Annotated in this window: 18 protein-coding genes and 1 pseudogene; 4 read left to right on the top strand and 15 right to left on the bottom strand. The window is 67.4% G+C overall.

Annotation, left to right across the window (positions count from 1 at the left end; genetic code table 11):
• Positions 1-5: 5 nt before the first annotated feature.
• Complete coding sequence (glpX, locus tag H8F25_RS01270) at positions 6-1,010, bottom strand: class II fructose-bisphosphatase (protein ID WP_197211714.1); 1,005 nt, start codon at positions 1,008-1,010, stop codon at positions 6-8.
• A gap of 186 nt (positions 1,011-1,196) precedes the next feature.
• On the opposite strand from glpX, the gene rpe reads away from it, so the two are divergent.
• Complete coding sequence (gene rpe / locus H8F25_RS01275) at positions 1,197-1,880, top strand: ribulose-phosphate 3-epimerase (RefSeq protein ID WP_197211715.1); 684 nt, start codon at positions 1,197-1,199, stop codon at positions 1,878-1,880.
• A 290-nt stretch (positions 1,881-2,170) separates the two neighbouring features.
• On the opposite strand, the gene H8F25_RS01280 is transcribed toward rpe, so the two are convergent.
• From H8F25_RS01280 to H8F25_RS01315, 8 genes and pseudogenes are all read right to left on the bottom strand, one after another.
• Positions 2,171-2,677, bottom strand: coding sequence for a cupin domain-containing protein (locus H8F25_RS01280; protein ID WP_197211716.1), 507 nt, complete (start codon positions 2,675-2,677; stop codon positions 2,171-2,173).
• Positions 2,678-2,838: 161 nt separating this feature from the next.
• Complete coding sequence (ccsB, locus tag H8F25_RS01285) at positions 2,839-3,750, bottom strand: c-type cytochrome biogenesis protein CcsB (protein WP_197211717.1); 912 nt, start codon at positions 3,748-3,750, stop codon at positions 2,839-2,841.
• 70 nt (positions 3,751-3,820) lie between these two features.
• Positions 3,821-4,975 carry an LptF/LptG family permease gene (locus H8F25_RS01290; RefSeq protein ID WP_197213311.1) on the bottom strand — a complete coding sequence of 385 codons (1,155 nt, stop codon included), beginning with the start codon at positions 4,973-4,975 and terminating at the stop codon, positions 3,821-3,823.
• Between the two features lie 186 nt (positions 4,976-5,161).
• Positions 5,162-5,887: pseudogene (lptB, locus tag H8F25_RS01295) on the bottom strand (LPS export ABC transporter ATP-binding protein); the annotation flags it as partial.
• Positions 5,884-6,222 (bottom strand): LptA/OstA family protein, encoded by a 339-nt coding sequence (locus H8F25_RS01300; protein ID WP_370525784.1) that lies wholly within the window; start codon positions 6,220-6,222, stop codon positions 5,884-5,886. The pseudogene lptB and the gene H8F25_RS01300, both read right to left, overlap by 4 nt.
• Before the next feature lie 242 nt (positions 6,223-6,464).
• The gene (locus tag H8F25_RS01305; protein WP_370525785.1) at positions 6,465-6,896 is read right to left on the bottom strand and encodes a DUF309 domain-containing protein; all 432 of its coding nucleotides are present in this window, start codon (positions 6,894-6,896) and stop codon (positions 6,465-6,467) included.
• Positions 6,893-8,728 (bottom strand): translational GTPase TypA, encoded by a 1,836-nt coding sequence (typA, locus tag H8F25_RS01310; RefSeq protein WP_197211719.1) that lies wholly within the window; start codon positions 8,726-8,728, stop codon positions 6,893-6,895. The genes H8F25_RS01305 and typA overlap by 4 nt, the downstream gene beginning before the upstream one ends.
• 120 nt (positions 8,729-8,848) lie before the next feature.
• On the bottom strand, positions 8,849-9,538 hold the full coding sequence (locus H8F25_RS01315; RefSeq protein WP_231597289.1) for a D-alanyl-D-alanine carboxypeptidase family protein: 690 nt from the start codon (positions 9,536-9,538) through the stop codon (positions 8,849-8,851).
• Between the two features lie 441 nt (positions 9,539-9,979).
• Here H8F25_RS01315 and chlP point away from each other — a divergent pair, with 441 nt between their 5' ends.
• Entirely contained in the window at positions 9,980-11,383 is a 1,404-nt protein-coding gene (gene chlP, locus H8F25_RS01320; protein WP_197213313.1) for a geranylgeranyl reductase, read from the top strand.
• Positions 11,384-11,658: 275 nt separating this feature from the next.
• On the opposite strand, the gene glyS is transcribed toward chlP, so the two are convergent.
• Entirely contained in the window at positions 11,659-13,824 is a 2,166-nt protein-coding gene (gene glyS / locus H8F25_RS01325; RefSeq protein WP_197211721.1) for a glycine--tRNA ligase subunit beta, read from the bottom strand.
• Between the two features lie 154 nt (positions 13,825-13,978).
• Here glyS and sir point away from each other — a divergent pair, with 154 nt between their 5' ends.
• Positions 13,979-15,724, top strand: a complete 1,746-nt coding sequence (sir, locus tag H8F25_RS01330) for a sulfite reductase, ferredoxin dependent (protein ID WP_231597290.1) — start codon at positions 13,979-13,981, stop codon at positions 15,722-15,724.
• The gene (locus H8F25_RS01335) at positions 15,721-16,191 is read left to right on the top strand and encodes a hypothetical protein (protein WP_197211723.1); all 471 of its coding nucleotides are present in this window, start codon (positions 15,721-15,723) and stop codon (positions 16,189-16,191) included. Before sir ends, H8F25_RS01335 begins: the two co-directional genes overlap by 4 nt.
• A 120-nt stretch (positions 16,192-16,311) precedes the next feature.
• Here the strand turns inward: H8F25_RS01335 and H8F25_RS01340 are convergent, their stop codons facing one another.
• From H8F25_RS01340 to rpsB, 5 genes are all read right to left on the bottom strand, one after another.
• Positions 16,312-17,016 carry a M15 family metallopeptidase gene (locus tag H8F25_RS01340; RefSeq protein WP_197211724.1) on the bottom strand — a complete coding sequence of 235 codons (705 nt, stop codon included), beginning with the start codon at positions 17,014-17,016 and terminating at the stop codon, positions 16,312-16,314.
• A 70-nt stretch (positions 17,017-17,086) separates the two neighbouring features.
• On the bottom strand, positions 17,087-19,525 hold the full coding sequence (gene recG / locus H8F25_RS01345; RefSeq protein ID WP_370525863.1) for an ATP-dependent DNA helicase RecG: 2,439 nt from the start codon (positions 19,523-19,525) through the stop codon (positions 17,087-17,089).
• A gap of 71 nt (positions 19,526-19,596) precedes the next feature.
• A complete protein-coding gene (locus H8F25_RS01350) occupies positions 19,597-21,060 on the bottom strand; it encodes a hypothetical protein (RefSeq protein ID WP_197211725.1) in 1,464 nt (487 codons plus the stop codon).
• 23 nt (positions 21,061-21,083) lie between these two features.
• Complete coding sequence (tsf, locus tag H8F25_RS01355) at positions 21,084-21,740, bottom strand: translation elongation factor Ts (protein ID WP_197211726.1); 657 nt, start codon at positions 21,738-21,740, stop codon at positions 21,084-21,086.
• Positions 21,741-21,863: 123 nt separating this feature from the next.
• A complete protein-coding gene (gene rpsB / locus H8F25_RS01360) occupies positions 21,864-22,577 on the bottom strand; it encodes a 30S ribosomal protein S2 (RefSeq protein ID WP_197211727.1) in 714 nt (237 codons plus the stop codon).
• Between the last annotated feature and the right edge of the window lie 17 nt (positions 22,578-22,594).

The raw sequence follows: 22,594 nt of genomic DNA on the forward strand, positions 1-22,594 counted from the left end.
AGGGCTCAGTGCAGCGCGATCGACTGGGCGCCATCCTTGATGTGCACGGTGGTGGTGAACCGGGCCGTGTTGTCCAGGGTGCTGATCACCAGGGAACTGGTGCGGGTGCAGTCCTTCTCGAACTTGACGCCGTCGAACAGCAGGCCATCGGTGATGCCGCTGCCCGCGAAGATCACGTTCTCGCCGGAGGCCAGCTCGTGGGCCTCGTACACCTTGTCGGGATCGCTGATGCCCATTTCGGCCAGGCGGGCCAGGTTGCCCTCCTTGGTCAGGTCCGCCCACTCGGAGGTCTGGGCCACGGCGGGGTCATAGACCAGCTGACCCTGGAAGTGACCGCCGAGGGCGCGCAGGGCTGCGGCGGAGATGACGCCTTCGGGGGCGGCGCCGATCCCCATCAGGCAATGGGTGCCGGTGCCGGCGAAACCGCAGGCGATGGCGGCCTGCACGTCACCGTCGGAGATCGGCTGGACGCGGGCACCGGTGGCGCGGATCTCCTTGATCAGATCCTTGTGGCGAGCACGGTCCATGACGACGATCACGAGCTCATCCTTGGGCACGCCCAGGCACTGGCTGAGGATCTCGATGTTCTCGGTGGCCGACTTGCGGATGTCCACCTTGCCCTTGGCGGCCGGGGGAGCGGCCAGTTTCTTCATGTAGAAGTCGGGCGCGTTGAACAGACCGCCCCGATCGGAAGCAGCGAGCACCGCCATGGAGCCGCGCTGGCTGTTCGCGCAAAGGTTGGTGCCCTCGCAGGGATCCACGGCGAAGTCCACGCCCGGGCCGACACCGCTGCCCACCTCTTCTCCTATGTAGAGCATCGGAGCCTCATCGCGCTCGCCCTCGCCGATCACGATGCGACCCTGCATGGGAATGGTGCCCATGCGCTTGCGCATGGCCTCCACAGCCGCGGCGTCAGCTTCGTTCTTGAGCCCCATGCCGGTCAGCCGGGCGGAGGCGATGGCGGCCTGTTCGACGACCTCGAGAATTTCCTGGATGAGGGAGCGATCCACGGCAGTCCGGCGGGGGATGGGGGGAGAACTTCCGGCGGAGGTGCCTGACGTGCCTGCATGGCAGGCCCTTGAGGGCCGCAGGCACCAGCAACAGCAGGCCCTCTCGGGCTGGAAGCCGGGCAATCGTATCAGCGCGGGGAGGTCGGCTCCTTACAATCCAGGCCCCCTGCGCCCCGGCGGACAACCATGAGCAACAAACCCCTGGTGGTATCCCCCTCCATCCTGTCCGCTGATTTCTCGCGGCTCGGCGACGACGTGCGCGCCGTCGATCAGGCCGGCGCCGACTGGATCCACGTCGATGTCATGGATGGCCGCTTCGTGCCCAACATCACCATCGGTCCGCTGATCGTCGAGGCCCTGCGCCCCGTGACGACCAAGCCTCTCGACGTCCACCTGATGATCGTCGAGCCTGAGAAATATGTGCCCGAGTTCGCCAGGGCCGGCGCCGACATCATCTCGGTGCAGGTCGAGGCCTGCCCGCACCTCCACCGCAACCTCGCCCAGATCAAGGAGCTGGGCAAGCAGGCCGGTGCCGTCCTCAACCCCAGCACCCCGATCGATACGCTTGAGTATTGCCTCGAGCTCTGCGATCTGGTGCTGATCATGAGTGTGAACCCCGGCTTCGGCGGCCAGAGCTTCATCGAGAATCAGGTGCAGAAGATCCGCGATCTGCGTCGCCTCTGCGATGAGAAGGGCCTGGATCCCTGGATCGAGGTTGACGGCGGCATCAAGCCTGCCAACGCCTGGCAGGTGATCGAAGCCGGCGCCAATGCGATCGTCAGCGGTTCCGGTGTCTTCGGTGCCTCGGATTATGCCGAGGCGATCCAGGGCATCCGCACCAGCCGCCGCCCTCAGCCCGCGCTGGTCTGAATCCCGCCATCGCCATCCCTGCTCGAATCCGGTTCCAGAGCCCCTCTCGCTCGCAAGGCGGAGGGGCTTTTCAGCCGGTTTCTGTGGAGATGTCGGCAGCCGAATCCTGGTGCATCCGAGTGTTCGCGTTCAGGAATGGGAGCAGGGAAGGATCAGATGTTCCAGATAGAGACCTTCTGACCCGACGGAATGGGCGGGACCATCAAGCGGATCCGGCTTTCCCGGACACTCAGAACTGCATCAGCCGCACAGCCGGCTTGCTCACCGCACGGGATGCAACAGGCACCTCCTCACCGAGGATCCCGTTTGCTGTGGATCCAGGGCCAGGGAGTGTTCAGCGGCACGATGTCGACCACCAGGACCCTGGCAGGAACATGGCCCGCATTGCGCCACCAGTGCGTGACCCCGCTCGCTTCGAAAGCTACCTCTCCGGGACCGACCACGAGAGGGGAGAAGCCTGGATGTCGCCGCTCGGTCATCTGCCCCTCGAGAATGTATGCCACCCCGGGGCGTTGGTCATGGCGGTGCAGGGCGATGGTGCCACCTGGGGCAATGATCAGCTCCCGCACCCGCAGTTCCCGGCCACGCAGCCCGCTGAACTCCTGCTCGAGAGGCTGGCCTCCCAGCTGTTTCACGGCCAGCACCCCCTGGGTGACGGCTGATCCAGGGGCGGGCACCAGGTTTTCGTGCTCCGGAACCACGGTGGTCCGCGGATGGCCAAGGGATGGAGCGACGTTCAGGAGCGAGGACGTGGCCACCAGCACAGGGATGACGGCGAGAGCGGCATGGCTGATCATCGGCATCTGCCTGAACGAACAGCATCTCATCCCATCCTGGTTGAGACAAGGAGCCGGACCACACCCCCAACACACGGCCCGGCTCGATCAAACGATCAGCGAGTGGTGAACCCGGGTCACTGAGGCTGGCGCCACAGTAAGCACTCCGTTCAATCAGGGGACTAGCTCCCGAAGAACCACCCGTAGGAATGGAGACCGATGCCCAGAAGATTCACCCCGATGTAACACACGGCAATCACGACAAGGCCTGCGGTTGCAACCAGAGCCGGCTTCCTTCCCTGCCACCCGCGGATCAGCCGGGTGTGCAGATAGGCGGCGTAGACGAGCCAGCAGATGAGTGCCCACGTCTCCTTGGGGTCCCAGCTCCACCAGCTGCCCCAGGCCTCGTTGGCCCACACGGCTCCGCTGACCAGGCCCACCGACAGCAGCAGGAAGCCGACGGTGATCGTGCGGTAGCTGAGGCTGTCGAGCTGTTCGCTGATGCGGAAGGTGGTGCTGCTCAGGGACATCGCTCCCGGACCGTCGCTGGCGAGTGCAGCCTGGCGGTAACCGCCGCTGCCGATCGAACTGCTGCGCAGCTCGAGGACTTCGTTGCGGTCGGTGAACAGCACCGCAACGCTCAGCAGCGAGCCCACGAGCAGCGCGGCGTAGCTCAGCATGATCACACTCACATGCATCACCAGCCAGCTCGAGCGCAGGGCGGGCACCAGCGGGGAGGCCTGCTGCAGCTGATCGGGCAGGGCGAAGCTGGCGAAGGCCACGCAGCCCAGGGCCATCGGAGTGGCTGCCGCCGGAACCAGAGGACTCGGCCAGGCACGCTCGACGAGCAGCTGGGTGATCGTGCATCCCCACGCCAGGAAGCAGAGCGACTCGTAGAGGTTGCTGATCGGGAAGTGGCCCGAATCCCACCAGCGCAGGACCAGCTGGGCGGTGAGAACCAGATTGGCTGCCGCCACCAGAAGGCGCACCCAGGGGCTGTTGGTTCCGCCGCTGAGTGACCAGAAGGAGAGAGGGAGCACCAGCAGCAACAGGCCGAAGGCCACCAGGCCAAGGGCGACAACCGAATCGTTCACGCGCAGTTCGTCTGACGGGCCCAGTCTGCCGCCCGGCCCGCTGGGGTGCGCAGCCTGCTGATGGAGGATGTCACCGACTGGCCTGCCGGAGCAACCAGACGCCCGCACCGAGGCCAAGAATCACCGGCAGCCAGGCGGCCGGGATCGGGGCCAGGGTGCCATTGATGCCGAGCGAACTGAAGATGAACGACATCAGGTAATAGCCGAAGATCAGGAGCACGCTGATGCCGAAGCCCTGACTGCGACTGGTGCGGCTGTGGGGGCGCACACCGAGGCTGCTGCCGATCAGGCCGAACACCAGGCAGATGGCCGGAAAGGCGAATTTCTCCTGGATGCGCACCCGCAGGCGGCGAGCCTCCTTGTTGTTGTTGGCCTCCCGCAGCAGCCGCTCGGCCCGCCTGGCCTGCCCCACGGTCATCAAGGAGGCATCGGTGGGTAGTTTGGCCACCTCCTGGGGATCACGGCTGAGCGGATAGAGATAGCGGTCGAACTGTGCAGAGGTGGTGCCGCCGGTGCGCTCATCGATATTGAGGATGCGCCCGTCCCGGAATTCCCACATCCCTTTGTCATCGTTCCATTCCCCGGTTTCGGCCATCAGCATCTGACGCTGGCCGAGGCGGGAGAAATCGATCAGAGTCACATCCCGCATTTCACCCTGTCGGTATTTGCGGGCATAGAAGATGTGGGTGAGCTGCCGGGTCGATTCACCGTCCTCCAGCTTGATGCGGCCGAAGCGTGAATAGAGGATGTTGTCGCCCTTGTCGCTGGAGATCGCCCGTCCGAGGGCACGTTCGAGCGTGTTGGTGGCCGCCAGGTTGGACCGGGGCACGATCAGGTCGTTGAACACGAAGGTGAGCAGGCTCATCACCACGGCCAGCACCAGGGCCGGCACCACCATCCGCCTCGTGCTCACGCCGACGCTGCGCAACGCGGTCAGCTCCGAACTCCCCGAAAGACGGCTGTAGGCCAGCAGGGTGGCCATCAGTGTGGCCATGGGGAAGGACAGCACCAGGAAACCCGGGAGCCGCAGCAGCAACACCAGCATGGCGGTGATGAGCGGCAGCCCGGATTCGGCCACCCGCCTCACCAGCTCGAACACGACGCCCACCGACAGCGAAACGGCGGTGAAGGCTGCGATGCCGAACAGCAACGGGCCCATCAGTTCGCCCGTGAGCCAGCGATCCAGCAGGGGGATGCGGCGAACCCATGGCCGCAGCGGCTGGATCAGCTTCTGCAGCGCCTGAGAGAGCGGCCGGCTGCGGTCGCGCAGCTGCCTCTGCCAGGTGCTGCGACGCCGGGCCGGGCTGGATGCGCTCAGGCCCGATGGTGCGATGGGGAGAGGTTCGGGTTCGGGGGGATCCGCCGGAATCGGCTCGATCGGATCACCGCCCCAGAACCCCGGTGTGGCGAGCAGTGCGAAGGTTTCTCCCAAGTAGTGGCGCCGCACCAGCGGGTTCGCGGCCACCTCGGCGGAGCTGCCGGAGGCGAGCAGCGATCCTTCGGTGAGGATGTAGGCCCGGTCGATCGTCGCCAGGGTTTCGCGCACGTTGTGATCGGTGATCAGGACCCCCATGCCGCGCTGACGCAGGACGTGGATGAGGCCCTGCAGATCGGCCACCGCCAGTGGATCGACGCCTGCGAACGGTTCGTCAAGCAGCAGGTAGCGCGGACCTTCCGCTCCGACCGCGAGGGCGCGGGCCACTTCACAGCGACGCCGTTCGCCACCGGAGAGCTGATAGCCGAGCCGGTGCTGGAAGGCGCCGAGATGGAAATCCTCGATCAGTGTTTCGAGCCGTTCGCGTTGCAGCTCCTTCGGTGTGCCGCTCTCTGCGAGCACGAGTCGCAGGTTGTCGCGCACCGACAGCTGCCGGAACACGCTCGCCTCCTGGGGGAGATAGCCGATGCCGCGGCGGGCTCGCACCGGCATCGGCAGGTCGGCCACCGACTCACCGTCCAGCAGCACATCCCCCTCATCGGGGCGCAGCAGCCCGGTGACGAGGTTGAAGGTCGTGGTTTTGCCGGCGCCGTTGGGTCCCAGCAGACCGACGACCTCGCCGGGATGGAGGTCCAGGCTCACATTGGCCACCAGGAGGCGGCCCCCCAGGGTGATGGCCACCCGATCCAGGGCCAGGCTCATGGCAGCAGGGCCGGCGCAGGAGCGGCGGTTCCACCAGGCTGGGAGGGTTGCAGGCGAAGGCGGCTGTAGACCTGCCTGCCGCTCTGGGGTTCAGCCACCAGGCGCTCGCTGTCGAGGCGATACACCAGCCGTTCGGCACGGATCCTCTGGCCGTCCTCGTCGATGACGTCGACGTCACCGGTGAGCACCAGGCGTCCCTCCTTGGAGTAGTACTGCGCCTGGCGCGAGGTCGCCACCATGCGGCGATCGGGGTACGTGATCCGCACGTTGCCGGTGGCGGTCACCACCCCGGTGCGGTTGTCGGCCTGCTGGCTGTCCGATTCGATCGTGACCATCCCGGCATCCGGACCGGCCGGGGCAGCGGTCGAGGCGTCCGATCCGGAAGGGCTGGCTGCGACGGAGGGTGGCACCCCAGCGGCCGATGCCGGTGCGGGGCGTGGCATGGTCAGAGCCAGCACCGCGGGAAGTGCTCCGAGGGAGAGGAGGCCGAGGAGCGGCCAGGCGCTGCGCATGCGTGAAAAGGCCTGTGACGGGAGTGATCTGCAGGGCAGATCATGGCCGGCACTGAAGAAGTGCCTCAATTTACCGGTGGATGCTGCAGCGTCCTCACCAGATGCGGAAGAGACAGAGTGTCTGTCGGCTCATCGTGCTGCAGCGCCTTCAGCCAGAGCCGCAGGCTCTGGCGCAAGGGGATCAGTTCGATGCCGAGGCCGCGTTCCCCGCAGCGAGCCAGCCGCCCGAGGGCCTCACCGATCAGCACCGTGGCCCCACGCCGGTTGCCGCGCTCGAGATGCAGCTGAGCCACGGCGGCCTGCAGCAGACCCTGAAGGAGAGGCCTGCTGTCGCCCTGGGTCTCGTGCCAGAGCTCCTCGAAGCCGTCGTGGCAGGCGTACCACTCACCGCGGTTGAACAGGCTGATCGCCTCGGCGAGGCGAGGATCCGCCAGCAGGCGGATGTCCTCGCTGTCGCCATCCCGTTGCGTCTCGGGCGGTGCGGAGATGGAACTCAACGCTTGGCGGGCTTCCTGGCGGGAAGCTTGCGCAGGCGGATCGATTCCGGCGTGACCTCGAGCATCTCGTCCGGTCCGATGTACTCCAGAGCGCGCTCCAGCGTCATCTGCACGGGGGCCTGCAGGGTGTCGAGTTCCTCAGCGCCGGCGGAGCGCATGTTGGTGAGCTGCTTGGTCTTGCAGACGTTGATCTCGAGATCCTGAGGCCGGTTGTTTTCGCCCACAATCATCCCTTTGTACACCTTGGTGCCGGGGGTGATGAAGAACTGGCCGCGGTCTTCGGCATTCTTGAGCGCATAGAAGGTCGCCGTGCCTTCCTCGAAGGCGATCAGCACGCCGTTGCGGCGGGTGTCGAAGTCGCCCTGCATCGGGCGGTAGTCGAGGAAGGAGTGGCTCATGATCCCCTCGCCGCGTGTGGCGCGGATGAACTCGCCGCGGAAGCCGATCAGGCCCCGGGAGGGCACCACGAATTCCAGCTGGGTGCGGCCGTCGCTGGTGGTCTCCATGTTCTGCATCTCACCCTTGCGGATGCCGAGCTTTTCGATGCAGGCACCCACCGCCTCTTCGGGCACGTCCATCACCAGGGTCTCGAACGGTTCGTTGGGGGTGCCGTCGATCGTGCGGAAGATCACCTGCGGCTGGCTCACCTGGAACTCGTAGCCCTCACGGCGCATCGTCTCGATCAGGATGCCGAGGTGGAGTTCGCCGCGGCCGCTCACCGAGAAGCGATCAGGCGAGTCGGTGTCCTCCACCCGCAGGGCGACGTTGGTGAGCAGCTCGCGCTGCAGGCGGTCTCGCAGCTGGCGGCTGGTGACGAACTTGCCTTCCTTGCCCGCGAACGGGGAGTCGTTGACCACGAAGGTCATCTGCAGGGTCGGTTCATCGACCTTGATCAGCGGCAGCGCCTCGGGATGGTCCGGGCAGGCGATCGTCTCGCCGATGTTCACCTCGTCGAAACCGGCCACGGCGACCAGGTCGCCGGCGCTGGCAGTGTCGATCTCAACCCGTTGCAGGCCCTGGAAGCCCAGCAGCTTGCTGATCCTGCCGCGCTTGATCGTGCCGTCATCGCGGATCAGAGCGGCGGGCTGGCCGGCCGAAATCGTGCCGTTGTGGATGCGGCCAATCATGATCCGACCGAGGAAATCGCTGTAATCCAGCGTGGTCACCTGCAGCTGCAGCGGCTTGGTGGCGTCGCCCACCGGCGGCGGCACGTGGCGCAGGATGGCATCGAACAGCGGCCTCATGTTGTCGCTCTCGGTCTTCATGTCCGGCTTGGCGTAGCCGCCCATGCCGCTGCCGAAGAGGTAGGGGAAATCGCACTGGTCGTCATCGGCGCCAAGCTCGAGGAAGAGGTCGAGCACCTTGTCGACGGCCTGCTCGGGATCGACGCGCGCACGATCGATCTTGTTGACGAACACAATCGGGCGCAGGCCCTTCTCGAGCGCTTTCTTGAGCACGAAGCGCGTCTGGGGCATCGGGCCCTCATTGGCGTCGACGATCAGCAGACAGCCATCGACCATGCCCAGAACCCGCTCCACCTCCCCGCCGAAATCGGCGTGGCCAGGGGTGTCGACGATGTTGATGCGGATGCCGTTGTAATCGACGGCGGTGTTCTTCGAGAGAATCGTGATACCGCGCTCACGCTCCAGGTCGTTGGAGTCGAGGATGCAGGTGGGCACCGCCTCACCTTCGCGGAAGATGCCGGACTGGCTGAGCAGCGCGTCCACCAGGGTGGTCTTGCCGTGGTCGACGTGGGCGATGATCGCGATGTTGCGGATCGGGACGCCTTTGACGTCGCTCCTGGTGGGGCTGCTGCTCGTGGGGCCACTCATGGGCATCGATTCGCTTTGTGACGGATTGAAGCGATTATTGATCTTACCGCGCGACGCGCCAGGCTCATCGCGAACCCGGGCGGTGGTTTGGCTGGTCCCGCCTCCTCAGGCAGCTGGTCTTCAACGGGCCAGCCGCTGGGCCGGCTCAAACAGACGCAGGGCCTCCGTCGTTCCCTCGTAGCGCCAGTGCCAGGGCTCGTAGCTGACGCCCTGGGGGTTGCCTTCCGGAAAGGAGAGCTGGAAGTGGAAGCGGGCGGCGTTGGCGGCCAGCCAGCGGAAGGCGGCGGTCTGATCGAAGCTGGGTGAGAGGTTGGTCGCGGGCGCGCTGGCGTCGCCGAGATCGACGGCATAGCCGGTGCTGTGCTCGGAGAAGCCCGGCGGTGCGCTCACCCGGGCCCGGGTGAGGGAGGTCTGATTGCGCTCCGCCTTGACGTCGAAGAAAATGCGGTTCTGCAGGGCGATGGAGCGGAAGGCGCTCAGCACCACCAACCCGACGCCATCCAGCGCTGCCGCCCTCTGCATGGCACCCAGGGCTTCTGCGGCATCCCTGTGCAGTTGTTGCCCCGGCGCAAAGGTGACGAGGTTGGCCGCCGATGCTTCCGGGTAGGGGAAATGCCCCAGCAGCCGACCATCGCGGCTGAGGCGGGCGTTGAGGCCGGCCACCGGCGGGGGCGTGAGCACCGAACGGAGGGGCCCGCGAGCGAGGAGGACGGCGCTGCCGCTGAACAGGCCGCAGGCCAGCAGCAACCAGCTCAACCGGCGTCTGAGCGAGGCACGGCGGGGCGGGGCGGGCTGCATGCGCCGCGCCATTGGAATGTCTTCCGCAACGCGGGAGGCGGGCACGTCAGAGCCGGCGGCGCTGCTGATGTTACGGCCGCTGTCCAGGCGGTTGTTCCTCAGCAGGGCCGATCGTCGGAGCGCAATCGGAGAACTCCCCTGCGGACCCCAGCCTGGTGTCGGGGCGCCCGTGCCCCTGCCCCTGGCAGCGGGGATTGACGCGGCGATGCCGGTGCCTCGGCTCAGCCAGTCCATCCCCCATAGGGGCATGGAGCCTCTCCTTCCCCGATCGCGCATCAGCGGAGGCCATGGTTCGGCTGCGGCGGAAGACCATGGAAGCCGCAGTTTCCGGACCCGTGGCCGATCTTCGGCGGCGCTGAACGGTCAGCCATTTCGGCCTGTGCCTGCAGCCGCCGGCGCCGGTGCTGCGGTGTTAGTTTTTTTGTGGCATTCCTTTGCGTGGCAGGTTTCAAGATGTTGCGAGTCGCAGTCGTGGGTGGCGGCCCGAGCGGTTCCTGTGCTGCCGAAGTGCTTGCCAAGGCAGGAATTGAAACCTGGCTGTTTGAGCGCAAGCTGGATAACGCCAAGCCTTGTGGTGGCGCGATTCCCCTTTGCATGGTCTCGGAATTTGAGATTCCCGAGGAGATCATCGACCGCAAGGTGCGCAACATGCGCATGATCTCCCCCTCCAATCGTGAGGTGGATATTCATCTTGATAACCAGGATGAATACATTGGCATGTGCCGCCGTGAGGTGCTGGACGCCTTCCTGCGCAACCGTGCCGCAGATCTGGGTGCGCATCTGATCAATGGTCTGGTGACCAGGATCGATACTGGCGTTGGCCGTCAGGGCCCCTACACGCTCACCTATTCGGATTACTCAAGCGGCGAGGCCACCGGCGAGAGCCGCACCCTCGAAGTGGACCTGATCATTGGCGCTGACGGGGCCAACAGCCGTGTTGCCAAGGCCATGGATGCCGGTGACTACAACGTGGCCATTGCCTTTCAGGAGCGGATCAAGCTGCCGCCGGAGGAAATGAAATATTATGAAGATCTGGCTGAGATGTATGTCGGAACCGATGTCTCTCCTGATTTCTATGCCTGGGTCTTCCCCAAGTACGACCATGTGGCCGTGGGCACAGGCACCATGCAGAAAAATCAGTCTCTGATCAAGGGCCTCCAGCAGGGAATCCGGGACCGCGCCGCCCGCCGTCTGCTCCGCGGCGAGGTGATCAAGGTTGAAGCCCATCCAATTCCCGAGCATCCCCGCCCCCGTCGTGTCGTCGGTCGCATGGCCCTGGTGGGCGATGCCGCTGGCTACGTGACCAAGAGCTCTGGAGAAGGCATTTACTTTGCGGCCAAGAGTGGCCGGATGTGCGCTGAGCAGATCGTCGAGGCCAGTGCCGCCGGCAGCCGCATCCCTACGGAGAAGGATCTCAAGGTCTACCTCAAGAAGTGGGATCGTAAGTACGGCGCCACGTACAAGGTCCTCGAGATTCTGCAGAATGTTTTCTACAGCAATGACCCTGCCCGTGAGGCCTTTGTCGAAATGTGCGACGACAAGGACGTGCAGCGCCTCACATTCGACAGCTATCTCTACAAGCGAGTCGTGCCGGTCAATCCCTGGCAGACGATCAAGCTCACCCTCCTGACCCTCGGTGCCTATCTGCGTGGTCAGGCCTTCGCCCCTTCCGGCTATCGCCCCGTTCCCAGCGCCGTGCGCAGCCCCGAGGAGGTGGAGCAGATCCAGCAGCAGGCTGACAGCGGCATCCGCGGCGGCATCCGTCGTCCCGGCAGCAGCTCGGCCACCGAGCCTGCCGAGACGGCCTCAGTCGCCGACCCCGCCTCTGAACGCGAACCGGTTCTCGCCGGTAAGTGAACCCACTGACAGGCCTGGTCCCATGGCCAGGCCTGTCCTGAAGACCCAGCATCGCCCCAGGATGCATCCAGAGTCGTGCCCATTCTGGGGCGATCCTTCTGCCTGTTCAGCGTCGGATGCTCTCGCAGCGGCTCCAGTGAAGAGGAGGCCGAATGGGGGGGATCCCGGGAGCTTGTCCTCCCCCCGTGCCCCTGCCTTGTCTCAGGGGAGATCGGCCGCCGGTGGGCTGCCGCGTCGTTCCCTGGGGGGCCGGCTCGCCGGTGGGCGGGGCCGACTCAGGCGGTGATGCGGCTGAAATCGGCCAGCACACCGGCCTGATTGCGCAGCAGCGCCAACAGCGCCAGCCGGTTGCGGCGCACGGCCGGGTCATCGTCCATGACCATCACGCTCTGCTCACCATCGAAGAACGCTGCCAGGGTGGCGGCGCTCTCCTGCAGGGCCGCCGCCAGCGCGGCATAGCGATCCGCGCCTGAGCCGGCGGCGATCGGTTCGAGACGCTCCAGCACTGCGAGCATCGCCGCCTCACTGGGGGAGCTGAACAGGCTCGGGTCCACCAGACCGGCAGGTGAGAGCTGTTCAGTGGGCATGTCGCCCTTTTCGGCCAGCCTGGAGGCCCGCTGCACCACCGCCTGCACGGCTGTGAGGGTGCCCTGGCGCCGTCGCTGGAGCAGCAGCGACGCCCGCTGGCGCGCATCGAGGGGATCGGCCAGCAGGCGATCCAGGGCCACGCCATCGCCGGCCACGGCCTGCACCAGATCGGCATCGATTCCCTCCTCCTCCAGCAGGCTCTGGAGGCGCTGCCGCAGAAACTCGCCCAGATCGGCCGCCAGTGCCTCGCTCTGCAGCAGGAACTGCGGGAACAGTTCGCGCCAGTGGTGGCAGGCGCGCCCCAGCAGGGCTTTCAGGTCCAGCGACCAGCCCCGCTCCGCCAGGATCTGCAGCAGGCCGTTGCCGGCGCGGCGCAGCGCGTAGGGATCGGACGACCCGGTGGGGCGTTCCCCCTTGGCGAAGATGCTGAGCAGGAGTTCCAGTCGCTCGGCCAGAGCCACCAGGGCACCGGCGTCGGAACCCGGCAGGGCGTCGCCGGCCCCCCGGGGCAGATAGTGCTCCAGCACCGCCAGCGCCACCGGCCGCGGTTCGCCTTCGGCGAGGAGATACTTGCCTCCCATCAGCCCCTGCAGCTCCGGGAATTCGCCCACCATCTGGCTCACCAGGTCGTGCTTGCAGAGATGGGCGGCCCGGCGGGCGTGATCGGTGGTCTCGCCGCTGATCGAGAGGGCCTCCAGCAGGACATCCACCAACCATTCCAGCCGTTCGGAGCGGTCCCGCAGGCTGCCGAGGCCCTCGGCGAAGGTGACACGCCCCAGCTGGTCGCGCCGATCGATGCTGGCCACACGCCTGTCGGCCGCCACGAAGAACTCGGCATCCGCCAGGCGGGCCCGCAGCACCCGCTCATTGCCACGGCGAATGGTGTCGCTGGCCTCCGGCAGGCCGTTCCCGATGCAGAGAAACCGGGGCAGCAGGCTGGCGGACGCCTCCAGAGCCAGCGGATCACTTCCGGCGTCGGGTGTGCCAAGCGGCACATAGCGCTGATGGGCCCGCATCACCGTGCTCAGCACTTCGGGCGGCAGGGCCAGGAAGCGCTCCTCGACGGCGCCTTCGATGACCTGGGGTGACTCCACCAGGTCGATCAGCTCCTGGAACAGCGCCTCCGGCAGGTCGGGATGGCCCCCGGAGCGCGCCGCGGCCTGTTCGAGGCCGCGGCGGATCGCCGTGCCGCGGGCTTCACGGTCCACCAGCACCCCGGCCCCGGCGAGGGCGTCGGCGTACGCAGTGGCCGAGGCGATCGACACCGATGCACCGTGCAGGCGGTGACCGCGGCTCAGGCGTCCGCTGATCACCTCGGGGTCACCGTCCTTCAGGCGCACCGGCACCACCGCGGCGTCGAGCAGGGCCACCAGCCAGCGGATCGGACGGCTGAAGCGGATCTCCCCCTGACCCCAGCGCATGAAGCGCCGGCCCTGAAGCCCACGGATCCAGCCGGGAATCAGGCCCGCCAGCACCTCGGCGGTGGCGCGTCCCGGCGTGAGCGATGTGGCAAAGACGAAAGGCCCTTTGGGGGTGTCGCGCACCTCCAGTTGCTCCGGGGCGACCCCACAACGGCGCGCGAAGCCGATGGCGGCGGGCGTTGGCTCACCATCCTTGAACGCCTGCTGGGCCGGAGGCCCCTTGTGCTCCTCGCTGCGATCGCTCTGGCGCTCCGGGAGGCCCTCCACCAGGACCGCCAGGCGCCGCGGTGTGCCCATCATCCTGACCGCGTCATGCTCGAGCCGCTCATCGGCCAGGCTCTGGCTCACCACCGTCTGAAGCTGGGGAAGCGCCAGCCTGGCGAAATCGGCGGGAAGTTCCTCGGTGCCGATCTCCAGCAGGAAGGTGGCCATGGTTCGGATCAGGTCAGCACGACTGTATGTAACCGCACGCAACCGGCTGCTCAGCGCCTCAGTCCGGCTCCCGGCGGGGGAGCGTTCGCTAGCTTCGTCTCTCCCTGGCGCGTGATTGGAGATGCCCGTGTCGACGTCCGACTCGAAGCCTGTGATGGCCGATGCGGAGGCGGCGACCGCACCCGCCCCGACCAGCAAGTTCGAGGCGCTCAAGCAGGGCAGCGGCCATCTACGCGAACCTCTGGCGAGCGAGCTGGAGAACGACAGCCGTTCGTTCAGCGACTCGGCGGTGCAGATCCTGAAGTTTCACGGCAGTTATCAACAGGACAACCGTGACAATCGCCGCAAGGGAGAGGAAAAAGACTGGCAGATGATGTTGCGGCTGCGCAGCCCCGGTGGCCGCATCCATCCGTCGCTCTACCTCGCTCTCGATTCCCTGGCCGACCGCTTCGGTAACGGCACGCTGCGGGTCACCACCCGCCAGGCCTTCCAGATGCATGGCATCGCCAAGGCCGACCTGCGCGAGGTCATCGGCACCATCGTGCGCTCCCTCGGCTCCACTCTCTCCGCCTGTGGCGACATCAACCGCAACGTGATGGCCCCGGCGGCTCCCTTCAGCAGCGGCGGTTATCCCGCCGCGCGCCAGCTGGCCGATGACATCGCCGATCTGCTGGCTCCCCAGGCCGCCGAAGGCTCCTATCTCGACCTCTGGGTCGATGGCGATCTCTCCTACCGGATCAAACCCTCACGGGCGGTGCGCAAAGTGCAGCAGCGCCAGTCGGAAGGGGCCCTGTTCAGTGGCGATGGGGCCGAACCCCTCTATGGCTCCACCTATCTGCCTCGCAAGTTCAAGATCGCCGTCACCGTGCCGGGTGACAACTCGGTGGATCTGCTCACCCAGGACATCGGTCTGGTGCTGTTCAGCGACGGCAGCGGCCGCCCCCTCGGCTGCAATGTCTATGTGGGGGGCGGCATGGGTCGCACCCATAACAAGGAAGAGACCTTCGCCCGCACCGCCGATCCGCTCGGCTGGGTCGCCTTCGACCATGTGATGGATCTGGTCCAGGCGATTGCCGCCCTGCAGCGCGACCACGGCGACCGCCAGCAGCGGCGCCATGCGCGCATGAAGTATCTGATCCACGACCAGGGCATCGCCTGGTTCCGCCAGGAGCTTCAGCGCTATTTCCCCCATCCCCTCCGCGGCCTCCGCACCGAGCCGAAGGCCCGCCTGCAGGATTACCTCGGCTGGAACCGCCAGGGAGATGGCCTCTGGTTCGTCGGTCTGCCGCTGCTCTGCGGGCGTCTGGAGGGCGAGCTCAAGAGTGGTCTGCGCCAGCTGGTGGAGACCTATCAGCTGGAGGTGCGGCTCACCCCCAACCAGGATCTGCTGCTCTGCAACATCGCCTCCAACCAGCGCGCCGGCCTGGGGCAGGCCCTCGCCGCCCTCGGCTACGACACCCCCGAGGAGCCGCCGGTGCTGGAACGCCATGCCATCGCCTGCCCGGCTCTGCCCACCTGCGGCCTGGCGATCACCGAATCGGAGCGGATCCTGCCGGACGTGCTCGAGCGGCTCGAAGCCTTGCGTCAGCGCCTGGGGATCACCAAGTCGTTCCTGGTGCGCATGACCGGATGCCCCAATGGCTGCGCACGCCCGTACATGGCCGAGATCGGTCTGGTGGGGAGTGGGGTCGACGCCTATCAGCTCTGGCTGGGCGGCACGCCGGGTCTCACCAGCCTGGCCCGCCCCTTCCTGGAGAAGATGCCGCTCGCCGATCTCGAGGCCACTCTCGAGCCGGTGCTGCTGGCCTGGAAGCAGGAGGCGGGACCGCGCACCAGCCTTGGCGACTGGATCGCCAAGGTGGGCGATGAGCGTGTGGCCACGCTGCTGCGTCAGGCATGACTCCTGCCACTCCCGGCCATCGCCGGCGCCGCCGCTCCAGCTCCTGGCCACGCCGCCTGTCCCTTTGGCTGGTTGCCGCAGGGGTCACGGCTCTGCTGCATGCCCCCACGGTTTCGCTGGCGGCCCCTGGCGAAGGCAGGGCGATCCCGATGCCGACCCGGGTCGAGCGCTTCAATCCTGACCAACAGGTCTGTCAGCCACAGACGATCAAGGCCAGCTTCGCCAGCCAGCTGCTTCCGTGGGCCGACCAACCGCCTGCCGTGCTCAACCAACTGCGACGCGTGCAGTTGGAGATGACGCGTTCCACCCTGGATCGCTGCGTCAGCAAGGGCCTGCTGCAGCCCTCCGAGGCCAGCCAGCTGGAGCGCGAGCTGGGTCTGCAGGCCGGTTCCGGAGACGCCACGGCACCCGCGGCCACCACCGCGCCCGCCGCCTCCGGGGCAGCGCCCGCTCCCGCCGTTCCCTGAGTGCTGCGCGGCTCCCCTCCACCGCGCCGCGCAGGGATCCAAGGGCGCCGACCAGGCTCCTGAGCCCAGCCGTCACGGGCGTGTCTTTGCGCCTGCTCAGGGGTCGTCACGCTCCAGTCGTCAGGAGACGTCACTGCGTCCGTACATGGCCGTGGGGGAGCCGCTCCGCCAGGCCCAGAGCTGATCGCCGTGGCTGAAATGCCACCACTCATTGGGATGCTGGACGAAGCCGGCGGCTGCCATCACCCGCCGCAGCAACAGCCGGCGTCCGTGCCAGCGCGCCCGCTCTCCGTGGGGATCGTGCTGGGCTGCCGCCGCATGATGATCCGGTTCAGACACCGCTCCGATCGCATCGATCGCTCCGCCCATCGACAGCAGGGTTCCTGACGCATCGACCAGGGTGAGATCGACGGCGGCGCCGGTGCTGTGCGGTGGCGGCATCGCCGGATCCTCGCTTGGGGGAGCCCAGAAGCGCCCCACCGCCTCCTCCACATCCCGGAGCGCGGGGCCTCCGGCGCCCGGATCGAAGCCCCGGACGCGGCATTCCTCGCCGATGGCGTAGCTCACCATGAAGCGTTGGACCGGGATCGGCCGCCAGGCATCGAAGATGGCCAGCCGCCAGCCGGGCGCTTCACGGTTCAGCGCGGCGACGGCCCTTGCCAGCCGTTCGATCACGCCGCGCCGCAGCCGGAAGGGGCAGCCGCTGCTCCCGTAGGGAGCCCCCAGGGCTTGATACGGATGGGGTTCGATGCGCTGCAGCCACGCCGGCAGTGCCTCCAGCGGTTCCCCGTTGTCGACGATCGGGATCGGGCTCCACGGGCGCATCGGGCAAGGCCACTGCCGGTTCGGTGCCGCCAGTCTGGCCCAGGCGGCCCTTCTCCTTCGGCCGCGTTCACTAGTTCAGGCGGGCCCCCTCATGAGGCCGGCGCTGCTGCTCGGCGAGCGCCTGACGCAGCAGCGGCTGCTGTTCCAGATCGGGATCCTCCCGCAGAAGGTCCGTCGCCGCCTCGCGGGCCAGCTCCAGGAGGTCGCCGTCCTCGCTGAGGCTGGCCAGGGCCAGATCCGGCAGGCCCGACTGGCGGGTGCCCAGCACCTGGCCGGGGCCGCGCAGACGCAGATCCATCTCGGCGATCTCGAAGCCGTCGTTGCTGCGCACCAGCACCTCCAGCCGCTGCCGGGCCTGGGCGGAACGCCCCTGATGGATCAGCAGGCAGTGGGAGGCGGCGGCGCCCCGGCCGACCCGGCCGCGCAGCTGGTGCAGCTGGGCCAGCCCGAAGCGCTCGGCGTGCTCGATCACCATCACGCTTGCCTCGGGCACATCCACGCCCACCTCCACCACCGTGGTGCTCACCAGCACCTGCAGATCGCCAGCGGCGAAGGCGCCGATCGCCCGTTGTTTGTCCTCGCTGGACAGGCGGCCGTGCAGCACCCCCACCTTCAGTGCCGGGAACACCCGCTCCTGAAGATCCTGGTGCACCTCCACCGCCGAGCGCAGATCCAGCTTCTCCGACTCCTCCACCAGCGGCAGCACCACGTAGGCGCGCTGGCCCAGGGCCACCTGCTCGCGGATCAGCTGCCAGGCCTGCTCCCGTTCGCCGTTCTCCAGCAGGCTGGTGCGGATGGGAGTGCGCCCCGGCGGCAGCTCATCGATCTGGCTGACCTCCAGATCGCCATGCACCGCCAGGGCGAGGGTGCGCGGGATCGGAGTGGCGGTCATCGTCAGCAGATGGGGTTGCAGGCCCTTGGCCAGCAGCCGGTTGCGCTGGCGCACCCCGAAACGGTGCTGCTCATCGACCACCACCAGACCGAGTCGATCGAACTGCACCGGGTCCTCCAGCAGGGCATGGGTGCCCACCAGCAGCTGCAGCTGGCCGTTGATCAGGTCCTGCAGCAGCTCACGTCTGCGGCGGGCCGGTGTCGAGCCGGTGAGCAGGGCCGAGGTCACCCCCAGCTGGCTGAGCAGGGGGGCCAGCTTGCGGTGGTGCTGCTCCGCCAGCACCTCGGTGGGTGCCATCAGGGCTCCCTGGCAGCCGGCCTCCACCGCGGTCAGCAGGGCTGCCAGGGCCACCAGGGTCTTGCCGCTGCCCACATCCCCCTGTAGCAGCCGAGCCATCGGCTGGGGCCTGGCCATGTCGGCCCGGATCTCCGCCAGAACCCGTTCCTGAGCACCCGTCAGCTGGAACGGCAGCAGTTCCCGCAGCCGCCGGCCCAGGGGTTGTTCGCCATCGGCCAGAGCCAGCGCTGGCGCCGGCTGGCGGCGCAGCTTCAGCCGCCGTTGTCCGAGTCCGAGCTGCAACAGCAGGAACTCATCGAACACCAGGCGCTGCCGACTGGCCTGGAGGTGTTCGCGGTGCTCGGGCTGGTGGATGCCCAGGCGCGCCACCGCCAGTGGGAGCAGCCCGTAGCGATGCCGCAGGGATTCCGGGAGGGGATCGGGCCAGTGGCGCACGCACGGCAGCAGCGTCTGAATCGCCCGCCGCAGCCGCTCGGCCGTGAGCCCTTCGGTGAGGCTGTAGACGGGCACCAGCCGGCCGATCTGCTCGGAGCGGACTGTGGCTCCTGGGGAGTCGAGCACCTCGATCAACGGATCCTGGAAGCAGGGGCCGTAGGGGCTGTCGCGCACAAGACCGCTGACGGCCACAGAGCAGCCGCTGGGAAACTGGCGCTGCTGGGCCTTCAGCCAGCCGGGGTTGGCGAAGCGCCGGCCCAGGAGAAACCGGCTGACACGCATGCGCCCCGTGAGGTCCTGCAGCTGCAGCTCCAGGATCGACAGGTTGGGATTGCGAGGGCTGGTGAAGGCGTGGCAGCGCCGCACCGTCGCCACCACCGTGGCGGTACGGCCGGGCTCGAGCGCCGCGATTCGCACCAGATGGGCGTAGTCGAGATAGTCGCGCGGATAGTGCTGCAGAAGGTCGCGGCAGACCAGCAGACCCAGACCCGCCAGCAGGGTCGCGGTGCGCGGCCCGACACCCTTCAGCTCGGCGAGCGGTGTCTCGGGGCCCACCCTTCGGGCTGCGCTCCCCTGGGGTGGTGGCGTTTCGAGCAGGCGCAGCCGTGGCGGAGCCGGGGGCTCTGCAGGCCGGGCCTGCACCCGCCAGCTGTGCAGCCGTTGGCGCAGCTGGGCGACCAGCTGACGTCTCCGCCCTGGAGAGTGGTCGGGGTAGCCCGCGAATCCTTCCCGCAGACTCTGCAGCTCCGCCGCTGGCGGCAGAGCTCCCCCCCAGCCCCCCGCCTCCTTCAGGCTGCGGCAGAGAAACGCGCTGAAGCGCTCCTGGCGACCCTGAAGGTCGGGGAAGCCCCGCTCCGCCTCGAGTCGGGCTGCCTGTTGCAACAGCGCACACCAGCCGTCCAGATCCGCTGGGCCGTTCGCGACACCGCCACTGCCGCCGTGGCCGCCACCGGTGCTCAGGTGCCGGTTTTCCGGCTGGCGCGGATGTCCTGCAACCACAAGCGTTCAGCCTCGTGGGCCTGGAGACGCCGCTGCAGACGGCGATAGGTCTGGGCCATTTTGCGCACCTGCTGGCGGTGCTGGTGGATGCGGCGCCGACAGGTGCGCAGCCTTGGCTCCTCCATCTCCAGATCGACGGGCCGCAGCAGGATGGCGATCGCTTGCAGGGGAGGCGCACCGGGCTGCAGTCCGAAGGGCAGCTGCACGCGCAGCACGTTGGCCGGGGAGGCCAGGGTCTCGATCTGTCCCTGAAGCACCGCCTCGAGCAGGCTCACGGGCAGAAGGCCGCGCGTGAGCCCGAGGCGGAGCAGATCGACATTGATCGCATGGGAGAGATGGCGCAACCGCCGTGTCAGGGCTGCCTCGAGTCCGTCGAGCCAGCGCAGCAGCAGTAGTGGATCCTGGGGAAGACCGGGTTGCTCCCAGGGGGAGCCGACGTCTGAGCTGCTCTGCCCGGCCGGCGGCAATCCGCTCTCCAGAACCAGCCCTTCAGGTTGGCCTTCAGCACCGCCCAGAAGGACTGCCGCCGCTCCGTGGCCTGCCATGGCGGCTTCCGGTCGCGTCGGTTGGCGTCCGGGACCGGCGCCCAGGTTGGCCGCTCCGGCGAGAGAAGCAACGTCGTTGTCGCCCCGGCCTGCCTCGCTTGGCGGGTCGGCCGCACCGACTTCCAGCGCGCCGGCTTCCAGCAGGCCCTCGATCAGGGCCGCCATCAGCTCAGCCTCATCGACCTCGTCCTGTGGGTGGATGTCTGCGTCAGTGTCCGCTGAAGACGACCCGTCACCCGCACTGTCTGAATCGGTCTCGGGATTCGTGCCGTCGTCTTCTGAATCCTGCGATGCGTCGTCCTCGGTCTGAGCGGAGTCCGCAGAGTGGGAACGCTCGCCATTCGCGGAGGCGGCATCCGTCATGCCTCCGTTGGGGGGCTGAGCCTGACCCCAGCTCAGGCCGGGGTGATCGAAGGGGGTGGTCAGATCCAGGCGCACGGACCCTGGGGGCAGTGGATCCGGTGGGGGCGTGTCCGCCGTTTCCGAGAGGCTCTCCTGCCTGTCGCCCTGCTGCAGCAGGCGTTGCAGGAGCTCCTGCTGACGGCGTTGCTGCTGCTGTTGCTTCTCCTGCTCCAGTTGACGCGCCAGCGCCACCAACTGTTCAACCGTCAAAAGGCTGCAGCAGCGGGAGACACGCTCGCGCAGCAGCCGGTGCAACTCCCTGCGTTGTCGGGCAGGCAGCTGCAGGTAGCGCTGGGAATGAACCTGAGTGGCCAGGTGAAAGCAGGCCTGTTCCACCCGCTCAGGCAGGACGCAGCGCAGCACCTGCAGATACAGGGCGAGGTGGCGGTAGAGATCCGGATTGCCGGCCGCGACGGAGGAGCGGAGCCCGGCAAGGGCGCCCGCAGGATCCGTCGTTGCGGTTGGTCCGCTCACCGCCCCGTCGTCGGTCGGAGTGATCAGGCCTTGCCCATCATCGCCACTTCGGTGGCGAAATCGAGCTTCTCGACGTCGATGCCTTCACCAAGGGTGTAACGGGTGAAGCGGCGCACCTGGATGTTCTCACCGGTCTTGCCGGCGGCCTGCTTCACCATCTCACCCACGGTCATCGTGTTGTCGCGGATGAAGGCCTGATCCAGGAGGGCGAGTTCCTTGAGGCGTTTGCCGATGCGGCCCTCAACGATCTTGGCCTTCATCTCCTCCTTCTTGCCCGCCAGGTCGTCGCGGCCCATCTCGATCGACTTCTCGCGGTCGACCACCTCCTGGGGGATCTGGTCGGTGCTGACGTACTCGACGTTGGGGCAGGCCGCGATCTGCATGGCCACGTTGCGCACCAGCTCCTGGAAGAGCTCACCACGGGCGACGAAGTCTGTCTCGCAGTTCACTTCGACCAGGACACCGACACGGGCGCCGGTGTGGATGTAGCTGCCCACGGCGCCTTCAGCGGCGGTGCGACCGGCCTTCTTCTCGGCGCTGGCGATGCCCTTCTGCCGGAGCCACTCGATCGCCTTTTCGGTGTTGCCGTTGGTCTCGGCCAGGGCCTTCTTGCAGTCCATCATTCCTGCGCCGGTCTTGTCGCGCAGGTCCTTGACGAGCTTGGCGGAGATCTCAGCCATGGGAGGGGCTAGGGAGGGGTGACGGTGAATGTTCTGAGATTGGAGTCAGCCAGCAATCAAGCCGGGAGCCCAGCACTGGTGCTCCCGGCTCTTGACACGGCTGGGTTGCAGTGGCGGGAGAGCTCAGCCCTCGTCGTCGGCGCCGCGATCCTGGGCGCCGTGACGGCCTTCGTTGATGGCGTCGGCCAGGCGGCCCAGCACCAGCTGCACCGACCGCACGGCATCGTCGTTGCAGGGAATGGGCACGTCGCAGAGGTCGGGATCGCAGTTGGTGTCCAGCATCGACACCAGCGGGATGTCGAGCTTGCGCGCCTCGAGAACGGCGTTGGTTTCACGGCGCTGATCCACCAGGACCACCACATCGGGGAGCCGGCGCATGTTCTTCAGGCCGCCGAGGTACTTCTGCAGGCGGTCGAGCTCGCGGCGCAGCACGGCGGCTTCCTTCTTGGGGCGCATGGCGATGGCGCCGGAGGCCTCCATCCGCTCGAGATCCTTGAGGCGGTCGATGCGGGCGCGCATCGTGGTCCAGTTGGTGAGCATGCCGCCCAGCCAGCGCTGGTTCACATAGGCGGCGCCGCAACGAGCGGCCTCCTGGGCGATCACCTCAGAGGCCTGCTTCTTGGTGCCGACGAACAGGAAGCGCTTGCCGCTGCGGGCGGCACTGCGCACCCACTTGTAGGCATTGTTCATACAGACGGCGGTCTGCACGAGGTCGATGATGTGAACACCGTTGCGCGCGCAGTAGATGTAGCGCGACATCTTCGGGTTCCAACGGCGAGTCTGGTGCCCGAAGTGGGCGCCAGCCTCCATCATCTCGGCGAGGGTGACAACAGCCATGGGTTGAAGGGTTTCGG

Source organism: Synechococcus sp. CBW1004, assembly GCF_015840715.1.
Taxonomy (GTDB): domain Bacteria; phylum Cyanobacteriota; class Cyanobacteriia; order PCC-6307; family Cyanobiaceae; genus Cyanobium.